The sequence below is a fragment of the Aeromonas sp. 84A genome (assembly GCF_051919345.1).
Taxonomy (GTDB): Bacteria; Pseudomonadota; Gammaproteobacteria; order Enterobacterales; family Aeromonadaceae; genus Aeromonas; species Aeromonas veronii.
Window position 1 is genome coordinate 2,099,354 of the sequence record NZ_JBQBEW010000001.1, and the last position, 22,968, is coordinate 2,122,321.

Here is a 22,968-nt window from a genome sequence, read left to right on the forward strand (position 1 = left end):
CGGTTAATTGTCTTGCTCATCTATCTTCGCCATCTGCTCAGAGCGGCATCACCCGGGTGGTCAGACCGGCGCCGAGGCGCTGTACCCAGACCAGGGTGGTGCGTCCCTTGTGGATGGTGAGCGGTAATTGCCGCTGGGCTGCCCCCGCGCCCAAGATGAGATTGATGTCACCTGCCGGCACCATTCCCTGCCAGCTCGATGCCTGAGCGGGCAGCGTCAGCCAACTGCGGGTATCGGCCCGCTCGGAGAGGGTGTTGAAGATCCCCACCAGAATATTGCCCACATCCCCTCCCTCTTTGGCGGCGGTGCGGCGCATCTGCTCCTTGGCCACCAGTCGCAGCGCCTGGCGGGTCAGTATGCCGGGCAGCCGCTCCTGCAGATCTTTGGCGGCCAGCGCTTCCAGCCTGACCAGCTCGCTGGTCTGCCAGGCCCGCTTGCCGACTTCCACCGTCAGCGGGCCGGTGTCGCTGGCCCGATTATCGTAATAGGGGATGGCGACGGTAAAGGTGCGAAAATCGCCGCGGGAGGTGGAGATGGGGAGCGGCAGGAACAGTTCGCGCCGTGCCGGGATCAAACCATCTTCAAACAGCACCACCAGTTGGCCTTGATCTTTTGCAAGCGGCGGCGCTTTGCGGCCTATCTTTTTCTCGGTCTCGCGGATCTCGTCCGGCGCGCCACGCAGCTGCGCCAGACGCAGCAAGGCATCTTGCAGGCTGCGGTTGTCCGGCGCTATCTGGTAGCCGCGCTGATAGTCGACCCAGGCATCGTTGAGATCCCCGGTCGCCTCATAGAGCACGGCGGAAAAATAGAAGGTGTAGGCGTTCTGAAAACCGTTTTTGACCTTGCCGATCAACCGGTCGAGATCCGGTGCGCCGCGCGACATCAGCTGGCGCATCTCGTCTTCTGCTTCGGCCTCTTCGCTCTCATCCTTCGCCTTGCGCACCTCATCGGCTCGCCGTTTCAGGGCCTGCTCCTGCACCTGATTGGCCCGGCGCACCTCCACCAGGGCACCATCGGCATCTCCCCGTTGCAGGTAGTTGAGGGCCAGATAGTGATGCAGCATGGTGCGTTCGTAATCGGGGGTGAGGTAGGCCATCGACTGGTCGTTGGTGAGCAGGCTGCCCACCTGATCCAGACCGTGGCTCAGCCGGTATTCTGCCTGATTGTCTTCCCATTGAAGGCGACTGTCGGCGGCGGTGAACGCCTGCTTGCTGCCCGCATCCTGACCCGCCAGCCAGGCAATGCGCCCCTGTTCGAGCCGATCCAGCACAAAGGTGTCATCCCCCAGGGTGGAGTCGCGCACTTCGGGCAGTGCCTCGGCGGCATGGCCCAGCAGCAGCTGGTTGCGCAGGGGCACCATCTGATCGGAGTAGGAGACGAACATATCCTGCCAGCGGGAGGCGCAGCCTCCCAGCAACAGCAGGGCGCCGCAGAGCAACAGGGCGCTGCGGCAGGTTGAGGCGTTGCGATTCATTACAGGCTGAGCAGCGGTCCCAGCGGCTGGCCACCGACCAGATGCATGTGGATGTGGTAGACCTCCTGCCCGCCGTGGCGGTTGCAGTTCATGATGAGGCGGTAGCCATCTTCGGCGATGCCCGCCTCGCTGGCCAGTTTGCGGGCCACGGTGAACATCCGGCCAAGGGCCAGTTCATGTTCGGCTTCCACGTCATTGACGGTGGGGATCAGTACATTGGGGATGATCAGAATATGGGTCTTGGCCTTGGGCTGTATATCCCGGAATGCGGTGACCAGATCGTCTTGATAAAGGATGTCGGCGGGGATCTCTTTACGGATGATTTTGCTGAAAATGGTTTCTTGCGCCATGGCTAACTCCCTTATATGAAACAGAAAATTGAACTAGAACCCCAAGCGGCTCCCGAAAGGGGGGCGAGCAGCACGCCAAGTGTGACACAAGCCGACATTTGACACAGCTGATGTCCCATTCCCTTCAGTTATTGTTAAAAATACCGATAGCCAGAGGGACGTCATCTGCAGCGCCTGTTCAGGGTGGTCTGCAGGGTATCAAAAGGACGGGGTACTCAGGCAAGGGACTTTTGCATATACAGCGGGACAATAATGAAACAAACAATGTCGGATCTCTCCATCTTGCAGCGAGTCTACCTTGGCTTCGCGATCCTGGTGGCCGTGATGGTGGCCAGTTCACTGCTCACATTTCGTAGTCAGGAGACCCTGGGGAACGCACTGGAGCAGGTTACCCAGCAGTCGATGCCGCTGGTGATTGCCAGCAGCCAGACCCAGATCACCCTGCTCAGCGCCAACAAGTGGCTGGGGGATGTGCTCACCGAGCAGGATCCCAAACAGCTGCCGGCCGAAGTGGCCGAACTGAAACAGGCCAAGGCTGCGGTGGGCAAGAGCCTTGACGTCTTGCGCCAGCAGGTGGCCCATCACCCCGAACTGCAAGGGGAGATGAGCAGCCTCAGCCAGCAGGTCGGCAGCTACCTGCAACTGACCGATACCCTGCCCGGCGAACACGAGGCGCTGCTCACCCGACTGCACAAGGTCAATCTGGCCAAGGGGCAGTTTCAGGTCAGTCTGCCCCAGTTCAAGAAGAGTCTGGGTGACATGATGGTCACCATCGACGACAGCTTCATCAAGATGCTCTCCGAGACCCTGACCACCAAGCTATCCGCCATCGAACTCTCCACCATGGATGCCCTCAACCAGACTATTCCGGCTCCCATCGAAGGGGCGCTCAAGCGCAACAAGATGCAGATCGAGGGGTTCAACAGCACCATCAAGGATCTCCAGGGGGAGCTGAAGAACTTCGAGAACGACATGGGCCACTATGTTCACGGCTTTGTGCGCGACACCACCGCAACCGAAGGCGTGCTCTCCCAGTATCTGGCGCTGATGAAGCAGCAGGAACAGATGCGGGAGAAGAGCAAGCAGGCGAGCGCTCTCATCGTCGAGATCCAGAACCGGCTTGAGCGGATCACCGGCCAGAGTCAGCAGCTGATGAGCCAAAGCATTCAGCACGCCAAAGCCACACAGAGCCAGAGCACCCTGACCCAGGGAACCAGCATCGTAGTCGCCATCCTGATCGCCATGCTGGTGGCTTATACCCTGGGCAAGGCCATTCGCCGTCCGCTCAGGGAACTGCTGCGGGTGCTGACTGAAGTGACTCAGGGCGACATGACCCAGCGCATCGGTTTTCAGAGCAAGAACGAATTTGGTCAGCTGGGCAGCCAGATCAACCTGCTGATTGCCCAGATGGGGGAGGTGCTGGCGCAGCTTTCACAAGCGTCGGCCCAGCTTAACGATGCCGCCCACGGCAATCGCCACACCACCGAATCAGTGCGGGCGGATCTGGAGAAACAGCGGCAGGAGACCGCCTCGGTCGCCGCCGCCATGACCCAGATGGAGGCCTCGGTGCGGGAGGTGGCGCAGGCTGCCAACCAGACACTGGAGCGGGTGCAGGATGTGGAGAAGGCCTCCGAGATGGGACGCAAGGTGATGGCAGGCAATATCACCACCACTCATCAACTGGCGGGCAAGCTGCAACAGACCGGCAAGGTGATTGGTGATGTGAGCGCCATGAGCAGCCAGATCGGCAACATCCTCGATGTCATTCGCGGCATCGCCGAGCAGACCAACCTGCTGGCCCTCAACGCCGCCATCGAAGCGGCGCGGGCCGGCGAGCAGGGGCGCGGTTTTGCGGTGGTGGCCGATGAGGTGCGCAGTCTGGCGGGGCGTACCGCCCAGTCCACCAGCGAGATCCAGACCATGATCGAGAACCTGCAGCAGGGGGTTGCCAAGGCGGTGACCGTAATGCAGGAGTGCTCTCGCGAGATGGACAGCTGCGTGGATCAGAGCTCTCACGCCAACAACGCCATGGAGGAGGTGCAGGGAATTGTGGTGCTGATCAGCGACATGTCGAGCCAGATCGCCTCTGCCGCCGAGCAGCAGCAGGCCACCAGCGCCGATATCGCCACCAACCTCAACCGCATCTCCGATATCTCGGATCTCAACTATCAGGGGATTGAGCGGGTAGCCGAGACCAGCCAGCAGCTGGACTCCCTTGCCGAGCAGCAGGAGAGCCTGGTCAAGCGCTTCCGCCTCAGCGCCTGATGGTCGAAAGTTGAAACAACAAGGCCCCGTATCTGCGGGGCCTTGTTGTTAATGCGATTAGCTGAGCGCTTATGCGTAGGCGATTGCGCCCTTGCCGACCCCTTCATAAGCGACAATCTTGACGAACTTGTCGCCCACCATCTTCTTCACTTCGCGGGCGATATAGCAGGCCAGCAGCTCGACCGTGGTGTCGGTGTCGATCATCTCCACCTCGGCGGTGGGGATGGCCAGCTGGAACAGCCCTTGCGGCGCCACATATTTGAAGCCGCAGTGATGCTCGCCAAGCTGGGCATTGGCGCGGGGGCTCAAAGCGAGCTCGGTCAGCGCCACCTTGTCCTCCTCGGTGCCGAGGTAGATATCGCCCCAGCGTTCGGCCCAGTTGAGCTCAAGCTCCTGGTCGCGCTCGCCATCGACATGGATCTCGATGGGAGAGCGGTGGCCGTGGGCGATACGCTGGCAGTTGCCATCGTGCTTTTTCAGGCCATGGCTGTAGTGGTAGAAGGCTCCGGTGATCGCCTCCTGACGCAGGGTCAGGGAGAGATCCTTGATATTGCCCGGCAGCCGTTTGGCCAGTACCGCCAGCAGGTAGCGGGTCACCGACTCTTTATCAACTTGCGGGGCCGGGATAAAGGCAAAGCCCTGGGATGGGCAGCGCAGATGGATGGAGCGACCCGGGCGCAGCAGATCCACTGTGCTTTCGTCACCATCCAGAGCCTCAACGTGGATCAGCGGGCACTCGGTCGGCACCAGCAGCTTGTGGTCCACCTCTTCATCGATGATCGACTTGATCAGCTTCTTTACCCGGCCAAAGTCCAGCAGCATGCTCATTTCGTTGAGCTCACCGCTCATTTCGATATCTACCAGCCAGCTCTCGCCCACCATGCCGCGGCGTTCGCAGAGGTAGCTGGAGTCGATCACGGTCAAATCTCTTACAAATAACTTCATCAGTCAGGCCTTGCTACAGAGAAAGGGCAGTTTTGCGCTATTATGACCCGCGATTATCGGCAAAGGAACTGGAACCCCCCATGAACAAACTGCTTATCAAGAATGCCACCCTGGTCAACGAAGGCCGCATCTATGCCTCCGATGTGTTGATCGAGGGGGAACGGATTGCCCGCATCGCCCCGGATATCGAGGCGCCCGATGCGCTGGTGATCGATGCCGCAGGTCGCCATCTCATCCCCGGAATGATCGATGATCAGGTCCACTTCCGGGAGCCGGGATTGACCCACAAGGGGACTATCGCCAGCGAATCCCGCGCCGCCGTCGCCGGTGGCACCACCAGTTTCATGGAAATGCCCAACGTCAATCCCCAGACCACCACCCTCGACGCCCTCGAAGCCAAATACCAGATCGCCGCCGACTCCTCCGTCGCCAACTACAGCTTCTATCTCGGCGCCACCAACGACAACCTTGAAGAGATCAAGCGTCTCGACCCCAAGCAGTCCTGCGGGGTCAAGGTGTTTATGGGCTCCTCGACCGGCAACATGCTGGTGGACAATCAGGAGACCCTGGCGGCCATCTTCCGCGAAAGTCCGGTGATGATCGTCACCCACTGCGAAGACACCCCGACCATCGCCAAGGCGGAAGAGGCGGCACGGGCCAAGTGGGGCGAGAATGTGCCGATGGGCGAGCACGGCCGCATTCGCAGTGACGAAGCGTGCTACAAATCCTCCAGCATGGCGGTGGCGCTGGCGAAAAAATACGGTGCCAAGCTGCATGTGCTGCATCTGACCTCGGCCAAGGAGCTGTCGCTGTTTACCGCCAGCCACGATCTGAGCGAGTTGAAAGACAAGAACATCACCGCCGAGGTGTGTGTTCACCACCTCTTCTTCAATGAAGCCGATTACGAGACCCAGGGCAGCCTGATCAAGTGCAACCCTGCGGTGAAGAGTGCCGCCGACCAGCAGGCGCTGCTGGATGCGGTACGTAACGACGTGCTCGATATCATCGCCACCGACCACGCTCCCCACACCTGGGAAGAGAAGCAGAACAGCTACTTCAAGGCGCCGTCTGGTGTGCCGCTGGTGCAGCACTCTTTGCAGGCGCTGCTGGAGCTCTACCACAACGGCGTGTTTACCCTGGAGACTATCGTCAAGAAGACCTCCCACGCGGTAGCCGAGCGCTTCCAGGTGCAGGATCGCGGTTATATCCGCGAGGGCTACTTCGCCGATTTGGTGCTGCTGGATCTGGGCAAGCCCTATGTGGTCAACGATGACAACATCCTCTACCACTGTGGCTGGTCGCCCTTCAACGGCTACCGCTTCCACAGCACGGTGGAGATGACGCTGGTGAACGGCCAGATCGCCTGGCAAAACGGGCAGGTGACTGACCAGATCCTGGGCAAGCGGCTGACCTTTAACCGCTGATTGTTCGTAAAGCAGGCGAACGCACCGTGGCCGAGGAATTGACGGCGTTTCCCTGTTGACAGGGCAGGGTCATCTCCATAAACTCTGCCCCCGTCAGCCGAGCTGACTCCGTCGGTGTGTAGCGCAGCCAGGTAGCGCATCTGCATGGGGTGTAGAGGGTCGGAGGTTCGAATCCTCTCACACCGACCAAATTCCCCGGTAAAGGCCTTGTCAAACGACAAGGCCTTTTCTTTTGCCTGCGATTCGCCGCACAGGCGTGAAGCCAGTGGTGATGCACGCTGGTCGCTGCTGGCGTGAGCAGATTGTGCTGCCACCGCGCTTTATGGTGTAGTAACAACTCTGTTGCTCATTTGCCTGGCGAGGCCTCTCGTGTCTGCATCCGTATCTAAACCCTGTTGTCTGCTGATGCTCACCCTGCTGCTGGTGGGCTGCGCCACCTCTTACGAGAGTGAAAAGTCATTCTGGAACGGCCAGACCGGTTTCTCCCAGACCCGGCTTGGCCCGGACAAGTGGCAGCTGGAGTTTGTCGGCAACGATCTGGTGGACAGGGAGACCGCCCGCAGATATGTGCTCAAGCGGGCAGGGGAGCTGGCACTGGCAGAGGGTTACTCCTGGCTCAAGGTCGATGAGCTGACCATTAACCGCGATGCCGTCAGGGTGACCCCATCACGGCCGATCTTCGGCTTTGACGAAGATGAACCGGATCTCTTTATGGCCCAGATGCAGGTGCAGCATACCATCTCGGCGATGCTCACTTTTCGCCTGTTGCCACGGGCACTCGATGAGCGAACTCTGAATGCGAAATATCTCGCCGAAATCAAAATAAACAGTGATTAATATTGGTGGTTTGCAAGATCTATATCACATACACCTAATGGCAGGATAAAATTCTGGATAAAGCCTCTAGATTTACCCCCTGCTTTTAGGCATTCTCCCAGCATACCAGCCGCCAGGAATCAACGGCTCGGATCACAAAAACGGACTGTAGTGGCTCCCACGCCACTGTTTACGGCTTGCACCAATCAAAACCGGGACTCCCCCATGAAAATGAATAAACTGACGGTCGCCATCCTCATCTCCATGATGTTTGGCATCCTCACCGGCCAGGGCTATCGGATGTTTGCCGCAGATCAGGCTGCGGATTTCGCCAATAACATCACGATCCTGACCGATATCTTCCTGCGCCTGATCAAGATGATCATCGCTCCCCTGGTCTTCACTACCCTGGTGGTCGGTATCGCCAAGATGGGTGACACCCGCACCGTGGGGCGTATCGGTGCCAAGACCCTCGGCTGGTTCATGCTTGCCTCCCTGATGTCCCTGAGCCTGGGTCTGGTGATGGTGACCCTGATGCAGCCGGGTGTGGGTCTTTCACTATCCCTGCCCAATGACACCGCCAGCTCGGGTATTGCTGCCGGTGCCATTACCCTGAAAGATTTTGTGACCCACGCCATCCCCAAGAGCGTGGTCGAGGCGATGGCCACCAACGAGATCCTGCAGATCGTGGTCTTCTCCCTCTTCTTCGGTCTGGCTGCCGCCGCGCTCGGCGATCTGGCCAAGCCGGTAGTGGTGCTGATGGCCAGCGCTGCCGAGATCATGCTGAAAGTGACCGGTTATGTGATGAACTTTGCGCCATTCGCGGTGTTTGGCGCCATCGCCGCCATGGTGGCCAAAGAGGGGCTGGGTATTCTGGTTACCTACGGCAGCTTTATGGCCCAGTTCTACATCGCGCTGGCCTGCCTCTGGCTGCTGCTGATCGCCATGGGTAGCGTCTTCCTGCGTGGCCGTGTCATCAAGCTGCTGGCGATGATCCGCGAACCCATCCTGTTGGCCTTCTCGACCGCCAGCTCTGAAGCGGCCTATCCGAAGACCCTGGATCGTCTGGAGAAGTTCGGTTGTGACAAGCGCATCGCCAGCTTCGTGCTGCCGATGGGTTACTCCTTCAACCTCGACGGCTCCATGATGTACTGCACCTTCGCGGTGATGTTCATCGCCCAGGCGTATGGCATCGAGCTCTCCATGGCCCAGCAGATCACCATGCTGTTGCTGTTGATGGTCACCTCCAAGGGGATGGCCGGGGTACCGCGCGCCTCTCTGGTGGTGATTGCCGCTACCCTGAACCAGTTCCATATTCCGGAAGCGGGCATCCTGCTGCTGCTGGGGATCGACCACTTCCTCGACATGGGCCGCTCTGCCACCAACGTGTTGGGCAACGCCATCGCCGCCAGCGTGGTTGCCAAGACCGAAGACAGTCTGGGTGAAACCGTCGCGCTGGGCGAGAGTGAGCCAGCCAAAGCCTGATCACAAAGCCATGAAAAATAAACAACAACGGCCCGCCAATGCGGGCCGTTGTTGTTTATGGCTCGTCTACACTGCTAGATAGTTTCCATCTGGAGTGTACGGTTATGAATATTGCTCGTCGACTGCAACTGATAGCGCTGTTGGTGATGCTGACGCTCATTTTTCTCAGTTGGTTCAGTATCAATCGCCTTGGGGCAGGCAACCGTGATTTGAGCTATGTGACGGACAATACGGTGCCCAGTATTTCGCTGATTAAGGAAGTGCAGGCCGATTTCTATGAATTGCACTCGCTGGTACAAACACATGTGCTCAATACCGACTCAAGCAAGATGCAGCAGATTGAAACGGGTATCACCGAGATACGGGGACAAATCAATTCGCTGCTCGACAAATATAAGGCAGAGATGCTCTCCAATGATGAAGATCGGCGCCTGACTGACGATGATCAACGTATTGTCGCGCAATATTATCAGGAGATAGACAAGGTTCTGCAGCTCTCCCGCCAAAACAAGAATGATGAAGCCAGAGACATGCTGGCGGGAGAGGCATACGTACTGTTCAAGCAGTTTGCCAAGGCCATCGAGCTTCACGTCAACTTCAATATGGATTTGGGACTGGCGCTCAAGAAGCAGGGTCAGGAGAACTACGACAACAGCCTGCAAACCCTGCTGTTGATCGCCGGTGGTGCCACCGTACTGACGATGGGGCTATTTGTCTGGTTGTTCAATCAGGTGGCCAATCCCCTTCGCACCGCCATGGATACCCTGACCCGGATCCAGCGTGACCTCAACTTTACCCTCAGAGCGGATGTGAAACAGCAGGATGAGATTGGCCTGACCCTCAATGCGGTCAACCGTCTGCTCGATACCTTGCAGCAGACATTTACCGAATTTTCCGTCGGCAGCTTGCAGATCAAGAGCACTGCCGAATCCCTCTCTCAGGCAGCGCAACACTTGGCCAGCTCGGCTAATCAGGCCAATGATGCCACCAGTCTGATAGCCGCCGGTGTGGAAGAGATGACGGTCAGCATCACAGATATCTCCCAGCGCACTCAGGAGACGAGCCGCATCACCAACGAATCGGGGCAACTGGCGTCCGAGGGGGGCCGGACCATCGAGCGCACCGTTCATGCCATCAACGAGATCGCCGACTCGATCCGGCAGGCATCGGCCGAGGTCATTGCGCTGGGTGAGGGCATTTCGCGCATTGGCGGTGTGGTCAACGTGATCCGTGATGTGGCAGGGCAGACCAACTTGCTGGCCTTGAACGCGGCCATTGAAGCAGCGAGGGCCGGGGAGTCCGGCCGTGGCTTTGCGGTGGTGGCGGATGAGGTGCGCAAACTGGCGGAGCGGACGGCGCAATCCACCCAGGAGATCTCCGCCACCGTAGAGGCGATCCAGCAGGAGTCGAACAATACGGTCTCCCGCATGCATCTGGTGGAGGAGAAGGTGAGCCAGGGGGTCACCATGGCGACCGAGAGTGGCGCCATTATTGCCGAGATCCGCAGTGCGTCGCACCGGGTGATGGAGCAGGTGGGCGAGATCACCAATGCCATCCGCGAGCAGAGTTCGGCCGCCGAGTCGATCGCTCATCAGGTGGAGCAGATTGCTCAGGTCGTGCAGCAAACCAGCAGCACAGCGGAAGAGACCTCAGCCGCAGCCGAGGAGCTCAATGTCACCACCGAGAGCATCCACCAGCAGATATCCCGTTACCGCATTCAGTAATGCTGACGGTTGTTATCCATCTGCTATCCCCGCCAGCTGGCGGGGATTTTTTTATATGGCTTGCTTAGAAGCCTGAGCCCGGTTGCTGCAAAAATGCCGCCTCTTCCGGTGTGCTGGTGCGACCCAGAATGTCGTTGCGGTGGGGGAAGCGGCCAAAGCGTTCGATGATCACCTGATGGCGGCGGGCAAAGTCGGCAAATCCTGCGAAGGTCGCTTGCGCCGGTGTGCCAGCCTGCTCGGCAGCCAGTGCCTCGAACAGGGCCACACTTCGGACTTGTTGTTCGCGGGATTCGGCATGCTCCAGCGGCAGATAGAAGAAGACCCGCTCCAGTGGCGAGAGGGATTTGTCCGCCCCGATGGATAACCCTTTCAGGCAGAGATCCCTGGCCAGCGGATCCTGGGCAAAGGCTGCAGGCGTGCCGCGATGGATATTGCGCGGCAGCTGGTCAAGCAGCAGGATCAGCGCCAGCCGACCGCTGGGAGCATCGGCCCAGTGGGCGAGGCAGCCCTCGGCTGCCGCCTCTGCCAGCTCGCCAAATTGCTTGGCAAGCAGGGCATCCGTTTCGCTGCTTTTTCCCCACCAGAGCGGGGCTTGCCGTGTGGCCCGCAGGACGTCATCGGCTTCGTCGCCAAACCAGAGATCGAGCAGAGGTTGCCAGGGTTGCATGGGAACTCCTTGAGGTGATTCAGAGGGAACCAGGAACAAATGGCTCAGGGGTGCTGCCGAAACGGCGGCTTCTCGTTACACTGTGCCATCTTTTGCCCGAAAGACGTAACCCCCCCCCGATGGCGAGCGCTGGATTCTTGGCTCGGCCGATGATGGCCTGCGATCGCCATGAGGTGGCCCTGTTGACCCTGGTGGTTATCGGGACGTACACCTCTCTCCCGGGGTTGTTCTCACTGATATAAGGAATCTTTGATATGGCCGGAACCAGTTTGTTGGCCCTGCTCGACGATATCGCCAGCGTGCTTGATGACGTGGCGCTGATGACCAAGGTCGTGGTGAACAAGCGCGAGACATTTTTCGGGAAGACGTTTCTCACTGATATAAGGGATCTTTGATATGGCTGGAACCAGTTTGTTGGCCCTGCTCGATGATATCGCCAGCGTGCTTGATGACGTAGCGCTGATGACCAAGATGGCGGCGAAGAAGACTGCCGGGGTGTTGGGGGATGATCTCGCCCTCAACGCGGAGCAGGTTTCCGGGGTGCGTGCCGAGCGGGAGCTGCCGGTGGTGTGGGCGGTGGCCAAGGGCTCATTTCGCAACAAGCTGATTCTGGTGCCCGCCGCCATCGCAATCAGTGCCCTGGTGCCCTGGCTTATCACGCCGCTTTTGATGCTGGGGGGCGCCTATCTCTGCTTTGAGGGGGCCGAGAAGCTGGCCCACAAGTTCCTGCCCCATGAAGCGAGTGAGGGTGAGGCACACACAGCTCCTATTCCCGATGATCTGGTGGCCTTCGAGCAACAGAAGGTGAAGGGGGCGATCCGCACCGATTTTATTCTCTCAGCCGAGATCATCGTCATCGCCCTTGGCACGGTACAGGGAGCAAGCCTCGCGCTGCAGCTCTCGGTAGTGGCGGGCATCGCCCTGCTGATGACCATTGGGGTCTACGGGTTGGTGGGGCTGATCGTCAAGCTCGATGACATCGGTCTGCATCTGCTGCAAAAGCCCGATGGCAGCGCCCTGCGCCGCGCGGTGGGGCAGGGACTGCTGGTGACGGCGCCCCGCCTGATGCACCTGCTGGCACTGGTCGGCACCATCGCCATGTTTATGGTGGGCGGTGGCATTCTGGTGCATGGCTGGCCCTTTGCCCATCACCTGATTGAAGGTGCAGCCGCTGTTGTCGCCACCCTGCCCACTGTGGGGGCCGTACTGGCGGCGGTGACGCCGACGCTGCTCAACGCCGTGGCCGGTGTGGTGGCGGGTCTGCTGCTGGTTGCCGTGATGACGCTGGTGAGCCGTCTTGCCCCGGCCAAGGGATAAGCGAGCTTGCGGGCCATTTTCTCTTTTTTCCTCTCTTCATTTTTTGGCCCTCGGGTTGCCCGGTTTCGGACTTGCTGCCCGCAGGTCTGTTACGCCTCCCGATAAAGGCCTTTGCGAGAAGTTATGTATCAACAACAGTGGAATAACGACCATATCTACCCTGGCCTCGACAGCACCGAGCTGGAAGCGGACATGCGCGCCGCCCGCCACGCGCTGGAAGAGCTGGCCAGCTATATGGCAGGTCTGGACGGGGTGCGCGATGCTGACGCAGCGCTGCTGGATTTTTTGCGGGAAGTGCGGCTGCGCGCCCGTGATATTCGCCATATCGGCTGGAACGTCGCCATTCTGGCCGCGTGCCGCGGCAGTCAGGATGCGCGGGATCCGCAGGCCAAACAGCTGGCGTCCCGTGCCCGCGCCCTCAACGCCGATCTGTTCAAGATCCTGGCGCCGGTGGAAGATCTGATGCTGGCGTTGCCGGAAGAGGAATTCGCCGCGCTGATGGCGGATCCGCTGCTCGGCGAGGAGGAGTACCGCTTGGGCCATGAGCGTCGTTTGCAGGATCAGCGCTTGCCGGTGGCGGCGGAGCAGCTGGTGATTGGTCTGGGCACCGATGGTCTGCACGCCTGGGGCAACCTCTACAACGATCTGGTAGGCAAGATCCGCTTGACCATTGATGGCCGCGAGATGGGGCTGGCCGAGGCGAGCAATCTGCTCTCCAGCCCGATACGTGTGCTGCGTTTAGAAGCCTTTGATGCCATCAGCGCCGGTTGGGAAGGGGAGCAGGAGACGGTCGCCGCTATCCTCAATGCCATCAACGGCTGGCGGCTGGAGCTGGCCCGTCAGCGCGGCAAAACCCGTGTGCTCGATGCGCTGGATCTCTCCTGCCACCAGAGCCACATCGAACGCGCCACCCTCGATGCCCTGATGAGCGAAACCTGGCGAGCCCGTGGGTTGGGTCAGCGCGCCTTGGGGCTGATGGCCGAGCGCCTTGGTCTCGATGATCTGGGGCCGGAGGATCTCTTTGCGCCGCCGCCAGCTTCCAGTAGCCGTGACATTCCTTTTGATGAGGCGATCGAGTTGATTGCCGATGCCTTTAGCCGTTTCGATCCCGAGATGGGGGCATTTGCCCGCATGATGGCCGAGAAGGGGTGGATTGATGCGGCGCCCACGCCAAATCGTCGCACCGGCGCCTACTGCACCAAGTTTGCCGAACCGGTCGAACCGCGGGTCTTCGTTACCTATGCCGGTACCATGGACAACGTCATTACGCTGGCCCATGAGCTGGGTCATGCCTGGCACAACTGGGTGATCCGCGATCTGCCGATGAGTCAGCGCAGCTACCCCATGACGCTGGCGGAGACCGCCTCCATCTTCGCCGAAACCCTGGTGCGCAGCGCCCTGTTCGGGCAGGCGCAAAGCCCGGAAGAGCAGTTGGCCATCGCTTGGGCCGAGGCCGATGGCGCAGCCACCTTCCTGGTCAATATCCCGGCCCGCTTCGATTTCGAGCAGGCCTTGGTGGCCGAGCGGGCGCAGGGTTATGTGTCGGCAGAGCGGCTCAAGGCGTTGACCGACGAGGCGTGGGGACGCTGGTATGAGGGGAGCCTGACCCGCTATCACCCGATGTTCTGGGCGGCCAAGGCGCACTTCTCCATCGCGGGGCTGGGCTTTTACAACTATCCCTATCTGTTCGGTTATCTGTTCAGCCTCGGGGTCTATCAGCAGTTGATGAGCCGCAAGGCGGCGGGGGAAGAGGGCATTGCCGAGGCGTATCGCGCCTTGCTGCGCGATACCGGCCGGATGAGCGCCGAAGAGCTGGTAGCCAAGCATCTGGGGCAGGATATCCGTGAGGCCGCCTTCTGGCAGGGGAGTCTGGCACAGGTAGCGCAGGCGGTAGAGCGCTTCGCGCAGTTGCCTGCCTGATTGGGTCAGCGGTGATATGAACAACAGGCCCCCGGACAGTCTCGCTGTCCGGGGGCCTGTTTGTTATGCCTGCTCTTGCTGTGGTTTGATGGGACCAACGAACAGAGGACGGGTCTGGTGAGTCAGATCAGGCTGATAGCCGTTGAAGAAGAGGTTGAGCAGTACCGAACTGATGGTGGCCAACAGGATACCGCTATGAAAAAGCGGTTGTAGCTGCGCCGGAAGTTGTTGGAAAAAATTCCCGGAGACCGTCGGGATCATGCCAATTCCGAGACTGATGGCGACGATATAGAGGTTGTGACGGTTGCTGTTGTAATCGGTGCGCGCCAGGATGCGAATGCCGGTGGCCAGTACCATACCGAACATCACGATACCGGCGCCCCCCAGCACGAAGGGCGGGATGGAGGCGACCAGCACCGACATCTTGGGGATGAGGCCAAAGGTGAGCAGGATCCCCCCCGACATCACGCAGACCCAGCGACTCGATACCCCGGTCACGCTCACCAGACCGATATTCTGGGAGAAGGAGGTGTGGGGGAAGCTGTTGAATATCCCACCAATAATGGTACCGATGCCATCCACCCGCAGCCCGCGTACGATATCACCGCGCCTGGCCGGATGGCCGACGATGTCGCCAAGGGCCAGAAACATCCCCATGGATTCGATAAAGGTGATGAGCATGATCACCGTCAGAGTGGCGATGGAGATGGGATCGAAGGTGGGCCAGCCGAAGGCGAAGGGCACTATGGGGGCAAACCAGGCTGCCTCGCCGAGGCCATCGAGGCTCACTTCGCCCATGGCGATGGCCACCACGAAACCGAAGATGATCCCCAGCAGCACCGAGATATTGCTGAAAAAGCCCTTGGTGAAGCGGGTCACCAGCAGGATAAAGACGAGCACCAGAAAGCTGGTGCCGATATAGCGCAGGCTGCCATATTCCGGATTACCCTTGCCCCCCGCCATCCAGTCGATCCCCACCTGCATGATGCTGATCCCGATGGAGGTGATAACCACCCCGGTGACGACGGTGGGGAAGAGTGGCATCAGCCGACCTATCAGCGGCACCAGCAGGGTCGAGATGATACCGGCGGCAATGGTGGCGCCGAAGATGCCCGTCAGCCCCAGATCCGGGTTGGCTCCGATGGCCAGCATGGGCATCACGGCGGCAAAGGTGACCGACATGATGACCGGCAGCCGGATCCCGGCAAAGCGACCAATCCCGACACATTGCAGCAGGGTGACGATGCCGCAGCAGAATAGATCCGAACTGATGAGGTAGGAGATTTGATCCTTGGGCAGCCCCAGACTGCCGCCAATCACCAGTGGCACCGCCACGGCGCCAGCGTACATCACCAGCACATGTTGCAGGCCCAGGGTAAAGAGTTGGCCCATGGGGAGCATGCGCTCCACTTCATCCACCGGGTGCTTGCGCGCACCCGGTCGGGGGGAGGGGGGATTGGTCTCGTTCATGAACAGATCACTCCTTGAAGCCCGCGCAACTGCTACAGGCAAGATAGTGAAAGCCGCAGCTTTCCCGGTCATTGATCTCGTGTATTGACAGAGGTGCCAGATCCCTCGGCAGTAGTGAGAGGGAGCCGGTGCAGCACGGGTCAGTGCACAAAACATGCACAACGCCACTCACGAGAGAAAACGTTTGGCGATAACGCCTTGTTTTTGCGGGATGAGTCACATACCGGCCAGATAAGTGTCCGGCTGCTGGCAGGGGAAGGAGGTGGGGGCATCTCAGATTGGTAAGGGGTTTATCATTATTGGTCTGGCGATCTCACTTTGATAGCCGGGCACCAGAGGGTTGCTCGCAATGCGTCCCTCTGCATGTGACGGCGCTCGCGGGCCGCAGGGCGCAATCGAGGGCGGGGGCGTGATCCAAAGCAAGAAAGTTGGATGTTTTGGTGGCGCACGGGGCCGCCGCTGGGGTAGTTTCGATAAAACCGACACAGATCCTGAGGTCTTATCCATGATCATCTATCTGCATGGCTTTGATGCCACCAGCCCAGGCAATCACGAGAAAGTGCTGCAGTTGCAGTTTATTGATGATGATGTGCGTTTCGTGCACTACAGCACGGTTCACCCCCGTCATGATATGAGCCATCTGCTCAAGGAAGTGAAAAAACAGCTCGATATGAGTACCGATCCCAAACCGCTGATCTGCGGCGTGGGTCTTGGTGGCTACTGGAGCGAGCGGATCGGCTTTCTGTGCGGCATTCGCCAGGTGATCTTCAACCCCAACCTCCATCCGGAAGAGAACATGCAGGGCAAGATCGACCGGCCGGAAGAATATGACGATATCGGTACCAAGTGTGTAACTGAATTTCGTAAGAAAAATTCAGGAAACTGCCTGTGTATCCTTTCCGTTCAGGATGAAGTGCGCGATAATCGGGACACTGAACGTGAATTGAAGAACTATTACGACATCGTGTGGGATGAGCGCGAGACTCATAAGTTCAAAAATATCTCGCATCATCTGCAGCGGATGAAGGCCTTCAAAGAAGCCTGATCCATCACGTCGACCGATTTCGTTTTAGGGAGCCAATGGCTCCCTTTCGTTTTGAGGAACCGAGGAAAATCATCATGATGAATATTGTCGTTGTAGGCGGCGGCGCCGGTGGCCTGGAGCTGGCCACCAGTCTGGGTCGCAAGCTTGGCAAGAAGAACAAGGCCAAGATCACTCTGGTCGATCGCAACCGCACCCACCTGTGGAAACCCCTGCTGCACGAAGTAGCCACCGGCTCTATGGATGCGGGCATCGATGCTCTGAGCTACCAGTCTCACGCCAAGAACCACGGTTTCGACTTCCAGCTCGGCACCCTGACCGACATCAAGCGTGACGATAAACGCATCGTGCTGGCCCCGATCCACGACGACAATGGCGACATCGTGGTCAACGAGCGCGAAGTGCCCTACGACTATCTGGTGATGGCCATCGGTTCTGTCTCCAACGACTTCAACACCAAGGGCATCAAGGATCACTGTATTTTCCTCGATAGCCCCTCCCAGGCGCACCGTTTCCACAACAGCATGATGAACCGCTTCTTGCAGTTCGCCACCGAATATAAGCCGGGCGACAAGGTGAAGATTGCCATCGTTGGTGGCGGCGCCACCGGCGTCGAGCTCTCTGCCGAGCTCTACAACGCGGTCGAGCAGCTCTATGCCTACGGCTTCAAGAACCTCACCACCGACAGCCTGAAGGTGACCCTGGTGGAAGCGGGCCCCCGCATCCTGCCGGCCCTGCCGGAGCGCATCAGCGGCGCCGCTCATCAGGAGCTGGTCAAGCTGGGTGTGGACGTGCGTACCGCCACCATGATCACCGAAGCGACAGCAGAAGGTCTGCACACCAAGGATGGCGAGCTGATTGAAGCTGACCTGATGGTGTGGGCTGCCGGTATCAAGGCACCTGACTTCATGAAGGATATTGCTGGCCTTGAGACCAACCGCATCAACCAGCTGGTGGTGAAAGAGACCCTGCAGACTACCCGTGACGAGAACATCTTCGTTATCGGTGACTGCGCAGCCTGCCCGCAGCCGGATGGCAAGTTCGTGCCGCCGCGCGCCCAGTCTGCCCACCAGATGGCCAGCCAGGCATTCAAGAACATTCTGGCCAAGATGAACGGCGGCGAGATGAAGCCCTACCTCTACCACGACCACGGTTCGCTGGTATCCCTCAGCCGCTTCTCCACTGTGGGCAGCCTGATGGGCAACCTGATGCGCGGCTCCATGATGGTGGAAGGCTACATCGCCCGTCTGGTCTACATCTCTCTCTACCGGATGCACCAGATCGCCCTGCATGGCTACGTCAAGACCGGCCTCATCATGCTGGTGGGTCGCATCAACCGGGTATTGCGTCCGACCCTGAAGCTGCACTAAGCCGGGATTTGTCACAATTCGGAATAGCAAAAGGAGAGGCCATGGCCTCTCCTTTTTTATGCGCGCAGATCGGGGAAAAGGAGTTATTTGCCCAGATAGGTGCGATCGAAGAAGGTGTTGACCCAGTGGGGGCGGTAGATGGCGAGCACCGTCATCGCCATGCCGTTGAGCAGGGCTTCGGGGAACAGCAGCAGCGGCCAGATGGAGAGGTAGTCTGCCGTGATGGTATGCCAGGGGTAGCTGCCGCTTATCCCCATCAGCAGGGCGCTGGCTGCCACCTTGACCGAGATGGCGAGGGCGCCGCCAAGAAAGGCGGCAACGAAGATATAGACAAAGAGATGGCGCGGCAGCCAGGCCCAGCTGGCCAGAAACAGCAGCCAGCTGCTGGCTACTGGCAGGGCAATGCCAACCAGCGCCTGCCAGCCAAAGTCGGCCAGATTGGTGACGCCAAAGTAATCGAGTACCAGCAGGGTCAGGCAGGGGGCGAGCAGGGCCAGCCGCCAGCCAAGCAGCAGAGTGAGGGAGGTGAGCCCGAGAAAATGGACCTCCAGTCCCTCATGCAGACCGGCCCTTAGATACCAGAGCGGCACCAGCGCGATGGCGCTACCCAGCAACAGGTGCTGATAGAGGGGGTTGTCATGGAGGGTTTGCCACAGAGAGCGGCGCAGGCTGAAGGCCAGCATTACCAGCCAGATCAGGAGGGCGGCGAGTTGTCCTTCACTCATCTTGTCGTCCATTTATGCAGTAGAGTCCGGGCGGCCTTCCCGACCGCCACATAGCAGAGCAGGCTGACGAGTCAGCCTGCTTTTACCATCAATATTTGACGTTGTTGTGGTACTTGCCGAGGATGCCCTTGACCCGTTCCATGGTCTCCTTGCTGGGGGGCTTGATCCCGCTCAGCTCGTACGGGTCGCCCAGCACATCCCACTTGTGTTTGCCGAGCTCATGGTAGGGGAGCAGCTCCACCTTCTCCACGCTCTCGCCCAGCTCGGCGATGAACTGGCCCAGCCCTTCGGCGCTCTCGTCGTCGTCGCTCCAGGTCGGCACCACCACGTAGCGGATCCACATGGTCTTGCCTTTGGCTGCCAGATAGCGGGCAAACTCCAGGGTGTATCTGTTGCTGACGTGGGTCAGCGGAATGTGTTTCTCGTCATTGATCTGTTTGATGTCGAGCAGCACCAGATCGGTCTGGTCGAGCAGCTTGTCCACCTGTTCGTCGAGATGACGGACGAAGCCGTTGGTGTCGAGACAGGTGTGGATCCCTTTCTCTTTGCAGGCGGTAAAGAGTTCGGTAATGAAAGCCGGTTGCAGCATGGCTTCACCGCCGGACGCTGTCACGCCACCGCCGGAGGCATTCATGAAGTGGCGATAGCTGGTGATGTCACTCATCAACTCCGGTACGGTCACTTCGCGGCCACCTTCGGTATCCCAGGTATCGCGGTTGTGGCAGTACTTGCAGCGCATCAGGCAGCCTTGCATGAATACGATAAAGCGTATTCCCGGGCCATCGACAGTGCCGCAGGTTTCGACGGAATGGATCCGGCCAACGGTGCCGTGAGCTCCGGCTGGCTGGCTGATTTCAACGGCTGGGATCCGATTAATGACAGACATAAACAACTCCAACGATTCGAGCAGGCCGTTATTTTATTACATAAACCCCTATTGATCCTACACCTTTAGTCCGGCGCCCGGCTGCCAAGCAGTTGCTCCAGTCCCTTGACGGTGAGCGGCCGACTGGTGAGAAACCCTTGATAATGCTGGCATCCCAGCGTTTTGAGGATGGCCAGCTGCGCTTCCTCTTCCACCCCTTCGGCGGTGACGGTAAAACGGAAGACCTGGGCCAGATCGAGTATTGCCTTGACGATGGCTCTGTCCTGTTCGCTGTGTACCAGGGTCTGAATGAAGCTTCTGTCCAGCTTCACTTCATCGGCGGGCAGATCCCGCAGATAGGCCAGCGACGAGTAGCCGGTACCGAAGTCATCGATGGAGATGAGGATGCCGAGCTCCTTGAGCTGGCGCATTCTGGCAATACTCTCCTGCCGATTCTCCAATACTACCGATTCGGTCACCTCCAGCAGCAGGCGGGAGGGGGCACACCGGTGTCGCGCAAGATGTACTCTACCTGTTGTACGAAGCCCTGGGTGTGGAACTGGCGGGCACTGACGTTGACCGACAGATGGGGGATCTGCAGGCCACGGTTGAGCCAGAAGCTGTATTGGGCGCAGGCGGTCTTCATCACCCAGTAGCCGATTTCGAGGATCAGGCTGGTCTCTTCGGCGATGGGGATAAACTCCCCGGGCGGTACCATGGTGCCGTCGCTGCGCTGCCAGCGCAGCAGCGCCTCGATACCCGACAGCGAGCCATTGTCGACCCGGTATTGCGGTTGGTAGTGGAGTTGCAGCTCGTGGTGACGCAGAGCATCGCGCAGCTCATTGGTGAGGGTCAGCCGGTTCTTCTCATGCTGGGCCATCGCCTCGGTAAAGAAGACGTAGTGGCCCTGACCGGCGCGCTTGGCCATGTGGGTCGCGGTGTCGGCCTGTTGCATCAGGACCAGATGATCCGTCTCGTTGCCGGAGAAGAGGCTGATCCCCACCGAGGCGCTGCAGTGCAGTTTGTGATCGCCGATGTCGAACGGGGTGCGAAACAGCCCCATCAGCTCGCGGGCGAAGTGCTCTGCCAGAATTTTGGCGGTGACTTCCCCTTGTCCCAGCTGGGTAAAGAGCAGGGCAAACTCATCCCCCGAGATACGCGCCTGCACCAGATTGTCCTGGGGCAGCTCCCTGAAACGCTGCACCACGGCCTGCAGCAGCAGATCGCCGCAGGCGTGACCAAGGGAGTCGTTGATCGACTTGAAGTTGTCGAGATCCACCAGCAGCAGGGCGCCCCACTGGCCGTTGGAGGCGCTCAGGGTCTGCTGCAAAATATGGTTGAGGCTGCGCCGGTTGTGCAGACCGCAGAGATCGTCGTAGTAGGCGAGCTGCTCGATGTGTCTGGCCGCCTCTTTTTCCTGGGTGATGTCGTAGAAGCTGCAGATAAAGTGGCTGAGCTCCCCCTGCTCATCCTTGACGCCGTTCACCATCAAGCGCACCGGAAAGAGGTGACCATCCTTGTGCAGGCAGCGCTCTTCCCCAAGCCAGAACTCCTGCTCGTTGACGGTGCGGCTGACATCCTCCTTGAGATGATCCCCGTAGTAGGTGGGACGCAGCTTGCGAATGGAGTGACCGATCACCTCTACCTCGCCAAATCCGGTGATCCGGCTGAAGGAGTGGTTGACCTTGAGGATGATGCCGTTGTGATCCATCACGATCAGCCCATCGTGGGTATTAAAGGCTACCTCGGCCAGCCGCAGGGCATCGTCGGTGGCGAGGCGCTTGAGCTCGATGGCTGCCCGCTCGTGCTGGCTGCTCAATAGATCCAGCAGGGGCTCAGGCTCCTCAAGAGGGGTATCGAGCAGCAGGGTGATCTGGCCAATGGGGGCGCCGCTCTGGCCATGGAGCGGAATGCCGATGTAGGCGCTGGCATTGAGGGCAAGCAGCCGGGTCGCTTTGGGATAGCGCACGGGCAGATCTTCCACATAGATGGCCTGACCGTGCTGGAACAGCTCCTGAGCGGGGCCGGGGTCGAGCTGGATGGGCTTGAGTGTGGAGCAGATCTCCTCGTTGATGACGCAGCGGGGGATGATCCAGAGATCCTGACCGCGGGGCTGGAACTCGCCGATCCAGCCCACCCGGGCACCGCTGGCGCTCATGGCCCAGCTTACCAGCGTCTTGCAGTAGTCGATGCCGGTCTGTTGGTGCAGTTCGGGCGGGAGGGCCAGCTCGGCGCGGTGCTCTTCCGGTTGCGGTTGCCAGTGGCCGAGCAACTGGGCGCTGCTGCGCACCAGCTGCAACATCTCCTCGCTAAGCGGGGTGGGATCGAGATACTCCAGACTCAGCACCCCGAACAGCTTGTCCTGCTCCAGCAGGGCACCATCGAGGCGTGAGCGCACACCGGCACTGGTCAGATAGAGGTGATTGCTCAACATCGGTTGGTGGGCGGCTTCCGAGAAGCTTAACGATTTGCGGGTACGCAGGGCGCGGATATAGCGGCTGTCACCGCGAATGGGGTAGAGCGCCTCGACCCCCAGGGTGAACACAGGGGTAAGTTGCTCGCTGCCGAGATCGCCGTTGGCCTGATAGTGCCAGAGGATGAGCCGATCGGCCCCCAAACTCTCTTTAAGGGCCTCGAGCAGGGGCGCATACTGTTGCTGGCTCGCCATCTGGCTGAGGCGCGGCAGTTGCAATGCCAGATCGGCGATGGGCTCCTGACGAAGGTTCTGCAGACAGATGAGCCAGAAGCCATCCTGCTCGTGAGCGAGGGCGATGTGCCAGAGCTGGCTGGCAAAGCGCACGGTGATCTTGCCGCCATGGCCGTTGGCCAGCAGTTGTTCGATGGGCAGGCGCAGGGCATCGGGAAGCTGGGCAGGCCAGGGGGCGCGCGGCTCATCGAGCCAGTAGAGCGGGGTTTGCATCACGTCGGTCAGGGCGACCAGCCGTTGACTGCGCAGATCCAGACGGAAAAAGAGCGGCGTCTGGAGGGCAGGGGGTAGATGACTGAGTGCGGTAGACGACATGAACAAACAACATCCTGTTAAGCAACCGTCGGGGTTGCAAGAATACTGCAAAATGGTGTGAAACAAAATTTCATTGAATTCTAAATT

Annotated in this window: 17 protein-coding genes, 1 tRNA gene and 1 pseudogene; 11 read left to right on the top strand and 8 right to left on the bottom strand. The window is 59.6% G+C overall.

Annotated features, from left to right (window positions below):
- Positions 1-37: 37 nt before the first annotated feature.
- Positions 38-1,474: a COG3014 family protein gene (locus ACTG20_RS09690; protein WP_440007997.1), complete on the bottom strand. Its 1,437-nt coding sequence runs from the start codon at positions 1,472-1,474 to the stop codon at positions 38-40.
- Positions 1,474-1,824: a purine nucleoside phosphoramidase gene (gene hinT, locus ACTG20_RS09695; protein ID WP_021231009.1), complete on the bottom strand. Its 351-nt coding sequence runs from the start codon at positions 1,822-1,824 to the stop codon at positions 1,474-1,476. Before hinT ends, ACTG20_RS09690 begins: the two co-directional genes overlap by 1 nt.
- Before the next feature lie 252 nt (positions 1,825-2,076).
- Between hinT and ACTG20_RS09700 the strand changes: the two genes are divergently transcribed.
- Positions 2,077-4,089 carry a methyl-accepting chemotaxis protein gene (locus tag ACTG20_RS09700; protein ID WP_439987604.1) on the top strand — a complete coding sequence of 671 codons (2,013 nt, stop codon included), beginning with the start codon at positions 2,077-2,079 and terminating at the stop codon, positions 4,087-4,089.
- 69 nt (positions 4,090-4,158) lie between these two features.
- Here ACTG20_RS09700 and ACTG20_RS09705 read toward each other — a convergent pair whose 3' ends face one another.
- A complete protein-coding gene (locus tag ACTG20_RS09705; RefSeq protein WP_180343116.1) occupies positions 4,159-5,034 on the bottom strand; it encodes a 6-pyruvoyl trahydropterin synthase family protein in 876 nt (291 codons plus the stop codon).
- Positions 5,035-5,114: 80 nt separating this feature from the next.
- On the opposite strand from ACTG20_RS09705, the gene ACTG20_RS09710 reads away from it, so the two are divergent.
- The 5 genes from ACTG20_RS09710 to ACTG20_RS09730 all read left to right on the top strand — a co-directional run bounded on the left by ACTG20_RS09710 (position 5,115) and on the right by ACTG20_RS09730 (position 10,483).
- Positions 5,115-6,458 (top strand): dihydroorotase, encoded by a 1,344-nt coding sequence (locus ACTG20_RS09710; RefSeq protein ID WP_439987605.1) that lies wholly within the window; start codon positions 5,115-5,117, stop codon positions 6,456-6,458.
- A gap of 112 nt (positions 6,459-6,570) precedes the next feature.
- A tRNA-Pro gene (locus ACTG20_RS09715) sits at positions 6,571-6,647 on the top strand.
- A gap of 216 nt (positions 6,648-6,863) precedes the next feature.
- On the top strand, positions 6,864-7,295 hold the full coding sequence (locus tag ACTG20_RS09720; RefSeq protein ID WP_439987876.1) for a CC0125/CC1285 family lipoprotein: 432 nt from the start codon (positions 6,864-6,866) through the stop codon (positions 7,293-7,295).
- Between the two features lie 204 nt (positions 7,296-7,499).
- Positions 7,500-8,759: a dicarboxylate/amino acid:cation symporter gene (locus ACTG20_RS09725; protein WP_005334018.1), complete on the top strand. Its 1,260-nt coding sequence runs from the start codon at positions 7,500-7,502 to the stop codon at positions 8,757-8,759.
- 104 nt (positions 8,760-8,863) lie between these two features.
- Positions 8,864-10,483, top strand: a complete 1,620-nt coding sequence (locus tag ACTG20_RS09730; RefSeq protein WP_439987607.1) for a methyl-accepting chemotaxis protein — start codon at positions 8,864-8,866, stop codon at positions 10,481-10,483.
- Between the two features lie 64 nt (positions 10,484-10,547).
- On the opposite strand, the gene ACTG20_RS09735 is transcribed toward ACTG20_RS09730, so the two are convergent.
- Positions 10,548-11,150 carry a DUF924 family protein gene (locus ACTG20_RS09735; RefSeq protein WP_123172793.1) on the bottom strand — a complete coding sequence of 201 codons (603 nt, stop codon included), beginning with the start codon at positions 11,148-11,150 and terminating at the stop codon, positions 10,548-10,550.
- 254 nt (positions 11,151-11,404) lie between these two features.
- On the opposite strand from ACTG20_RS09735, the gene ACTG20_RS09740 reads away from it, so the two are divergent.
- The 3 genes from ACTG20_RS09740 (at position 11,405) to ACTG20_RS09750 (ending at position 14,387) form a co-directional block, all read left to right on the top strand.
- Positions 11,405-11,545, top strand: a complete 141-nt coding sequence (locus tag ACTG20_RS09740) for a hypothetical protein (RefSeq protein ID WP_021231002.1) — start codon at positions 11,405-11,407, stop codon at positions 11,543-11,545.
- A 1-nt stretch (position 11,546) separates the two neighbouring features.
- On the top strand, positions 11,547-12,467 hold the full coding sequence (locus tag ACTG20_RS09745) for a DUF808 domain-containing protein (protein WP_124929122.1): 921 nt from the start codon (positions 11,547-11,549) through the stop codon (positions 12,465-12,467).
- A 123-nt stretch (positions 12,468-12,590) separates the two neighbouring features.
- Complete coding sequence (locus ACTG20_RS09750) at positions 12,591-14,387, top strand: M3 family oligoendopeptidase (RefSeq protein ID WP_194495734.1); 1,797 nt, start codon at positions 12,591-12,593, stop codon at positions 14,385-14,387.
- A 63-nt stretch (positions 14,388-14,450) separates the two neighbouring features.
- Here the strand turns inward: ACTG20_RS09750 and ACTG20_RS09755 are convergent, their stop codons facing one another.
- Positions 14,451-15,857 carry a nucleobase:cation symporter-2 family protein gene (locus ACTG20_RS09755; RefSeq protein WP_123172796.1) on the bottom strand — a complete coding sequence of 469 codons (1,407 nt, stop codon included), beginning with the start codon at positions 15,855-15,857 and terminating at the stop codon, positions 14,451-14,453.
- Between the two features lie 505 nt (positions 15,858-16,362).
- Here ACTG20_RS09755 and ycfP point away from each other — a divergent pair.
- A complete protein-coding gene (gene ycfP / locus ACTG20_RS09760) occupies positions 16,363-16,902 on the top strand; it encodes an alpha/beta hydrolase YcfP (protein ID WP_005334000.1) in 540 nt (179 codons plus the stop codon).
- A 74-nt stretch (positions 16,903-16,976) separates the two neighbouring features.
- Positions 16,977-18,269 (top strand): NAD(P)/FAD-dependent oxidoreductase, encoded by a 1,293-nt coding sequence (locus tag ACTG20_RS09765; RefSeq protein ID WP_194495733.1) that lies wholly within the window; start codon positions 16,977-16,979, stop codon positions 18,267-18,269.
- A gap of 83 nt (positions 18,270-18,352) precedes the next feature.
- Here ACTG20_RS09765 and ACTG20_RS09770 read toward each other — a convergent pair whose 3' ends face one another.
- The 3 genes and pseudogenes from ACTG20_RS09770 to ACTG20_RS09780 all read right to left on the bottom strand — a co-directional run bounded on the left by ACTG20_RS09770 (position 18,353) and on the right by ACTG20_RS09780 (position 22,881).
- A complete protein-coding gene (locus tag ACTG20_RS09770; RefSeq protein ID WP_194495732.1) occupies positions 18,353-18,994 on the bottom strand; it encodes an energy-coupling factor ABC transporter permease in 642 nt (213 codons plus the stop codon).
- Positions 18,995-19,082: 88 nt separating this feature from the next.
- Positions 19,083-19,880, bottom strand: coding sequence for a pyruvate formate lyase 1-activating protein (gene pflA / locus ACTG20_RS09775; RefSeq protein ID WP_005333994.1), 798 nt, complete (start codon positions 19,878-19,880; stop codon positions 19,083-19,085).
- A gap of 65 nt (positions 19,881-19,945) precedes the next feature.
- A pseudogene (locus ACTG20_RS09780) lies at positions 19,946-22,881 on the bottom strand (sensor domain-containing phosphodiesterase).
- Between the last annotated feature and the right edge of the window lie 87 nt (positions 22,882-22,968).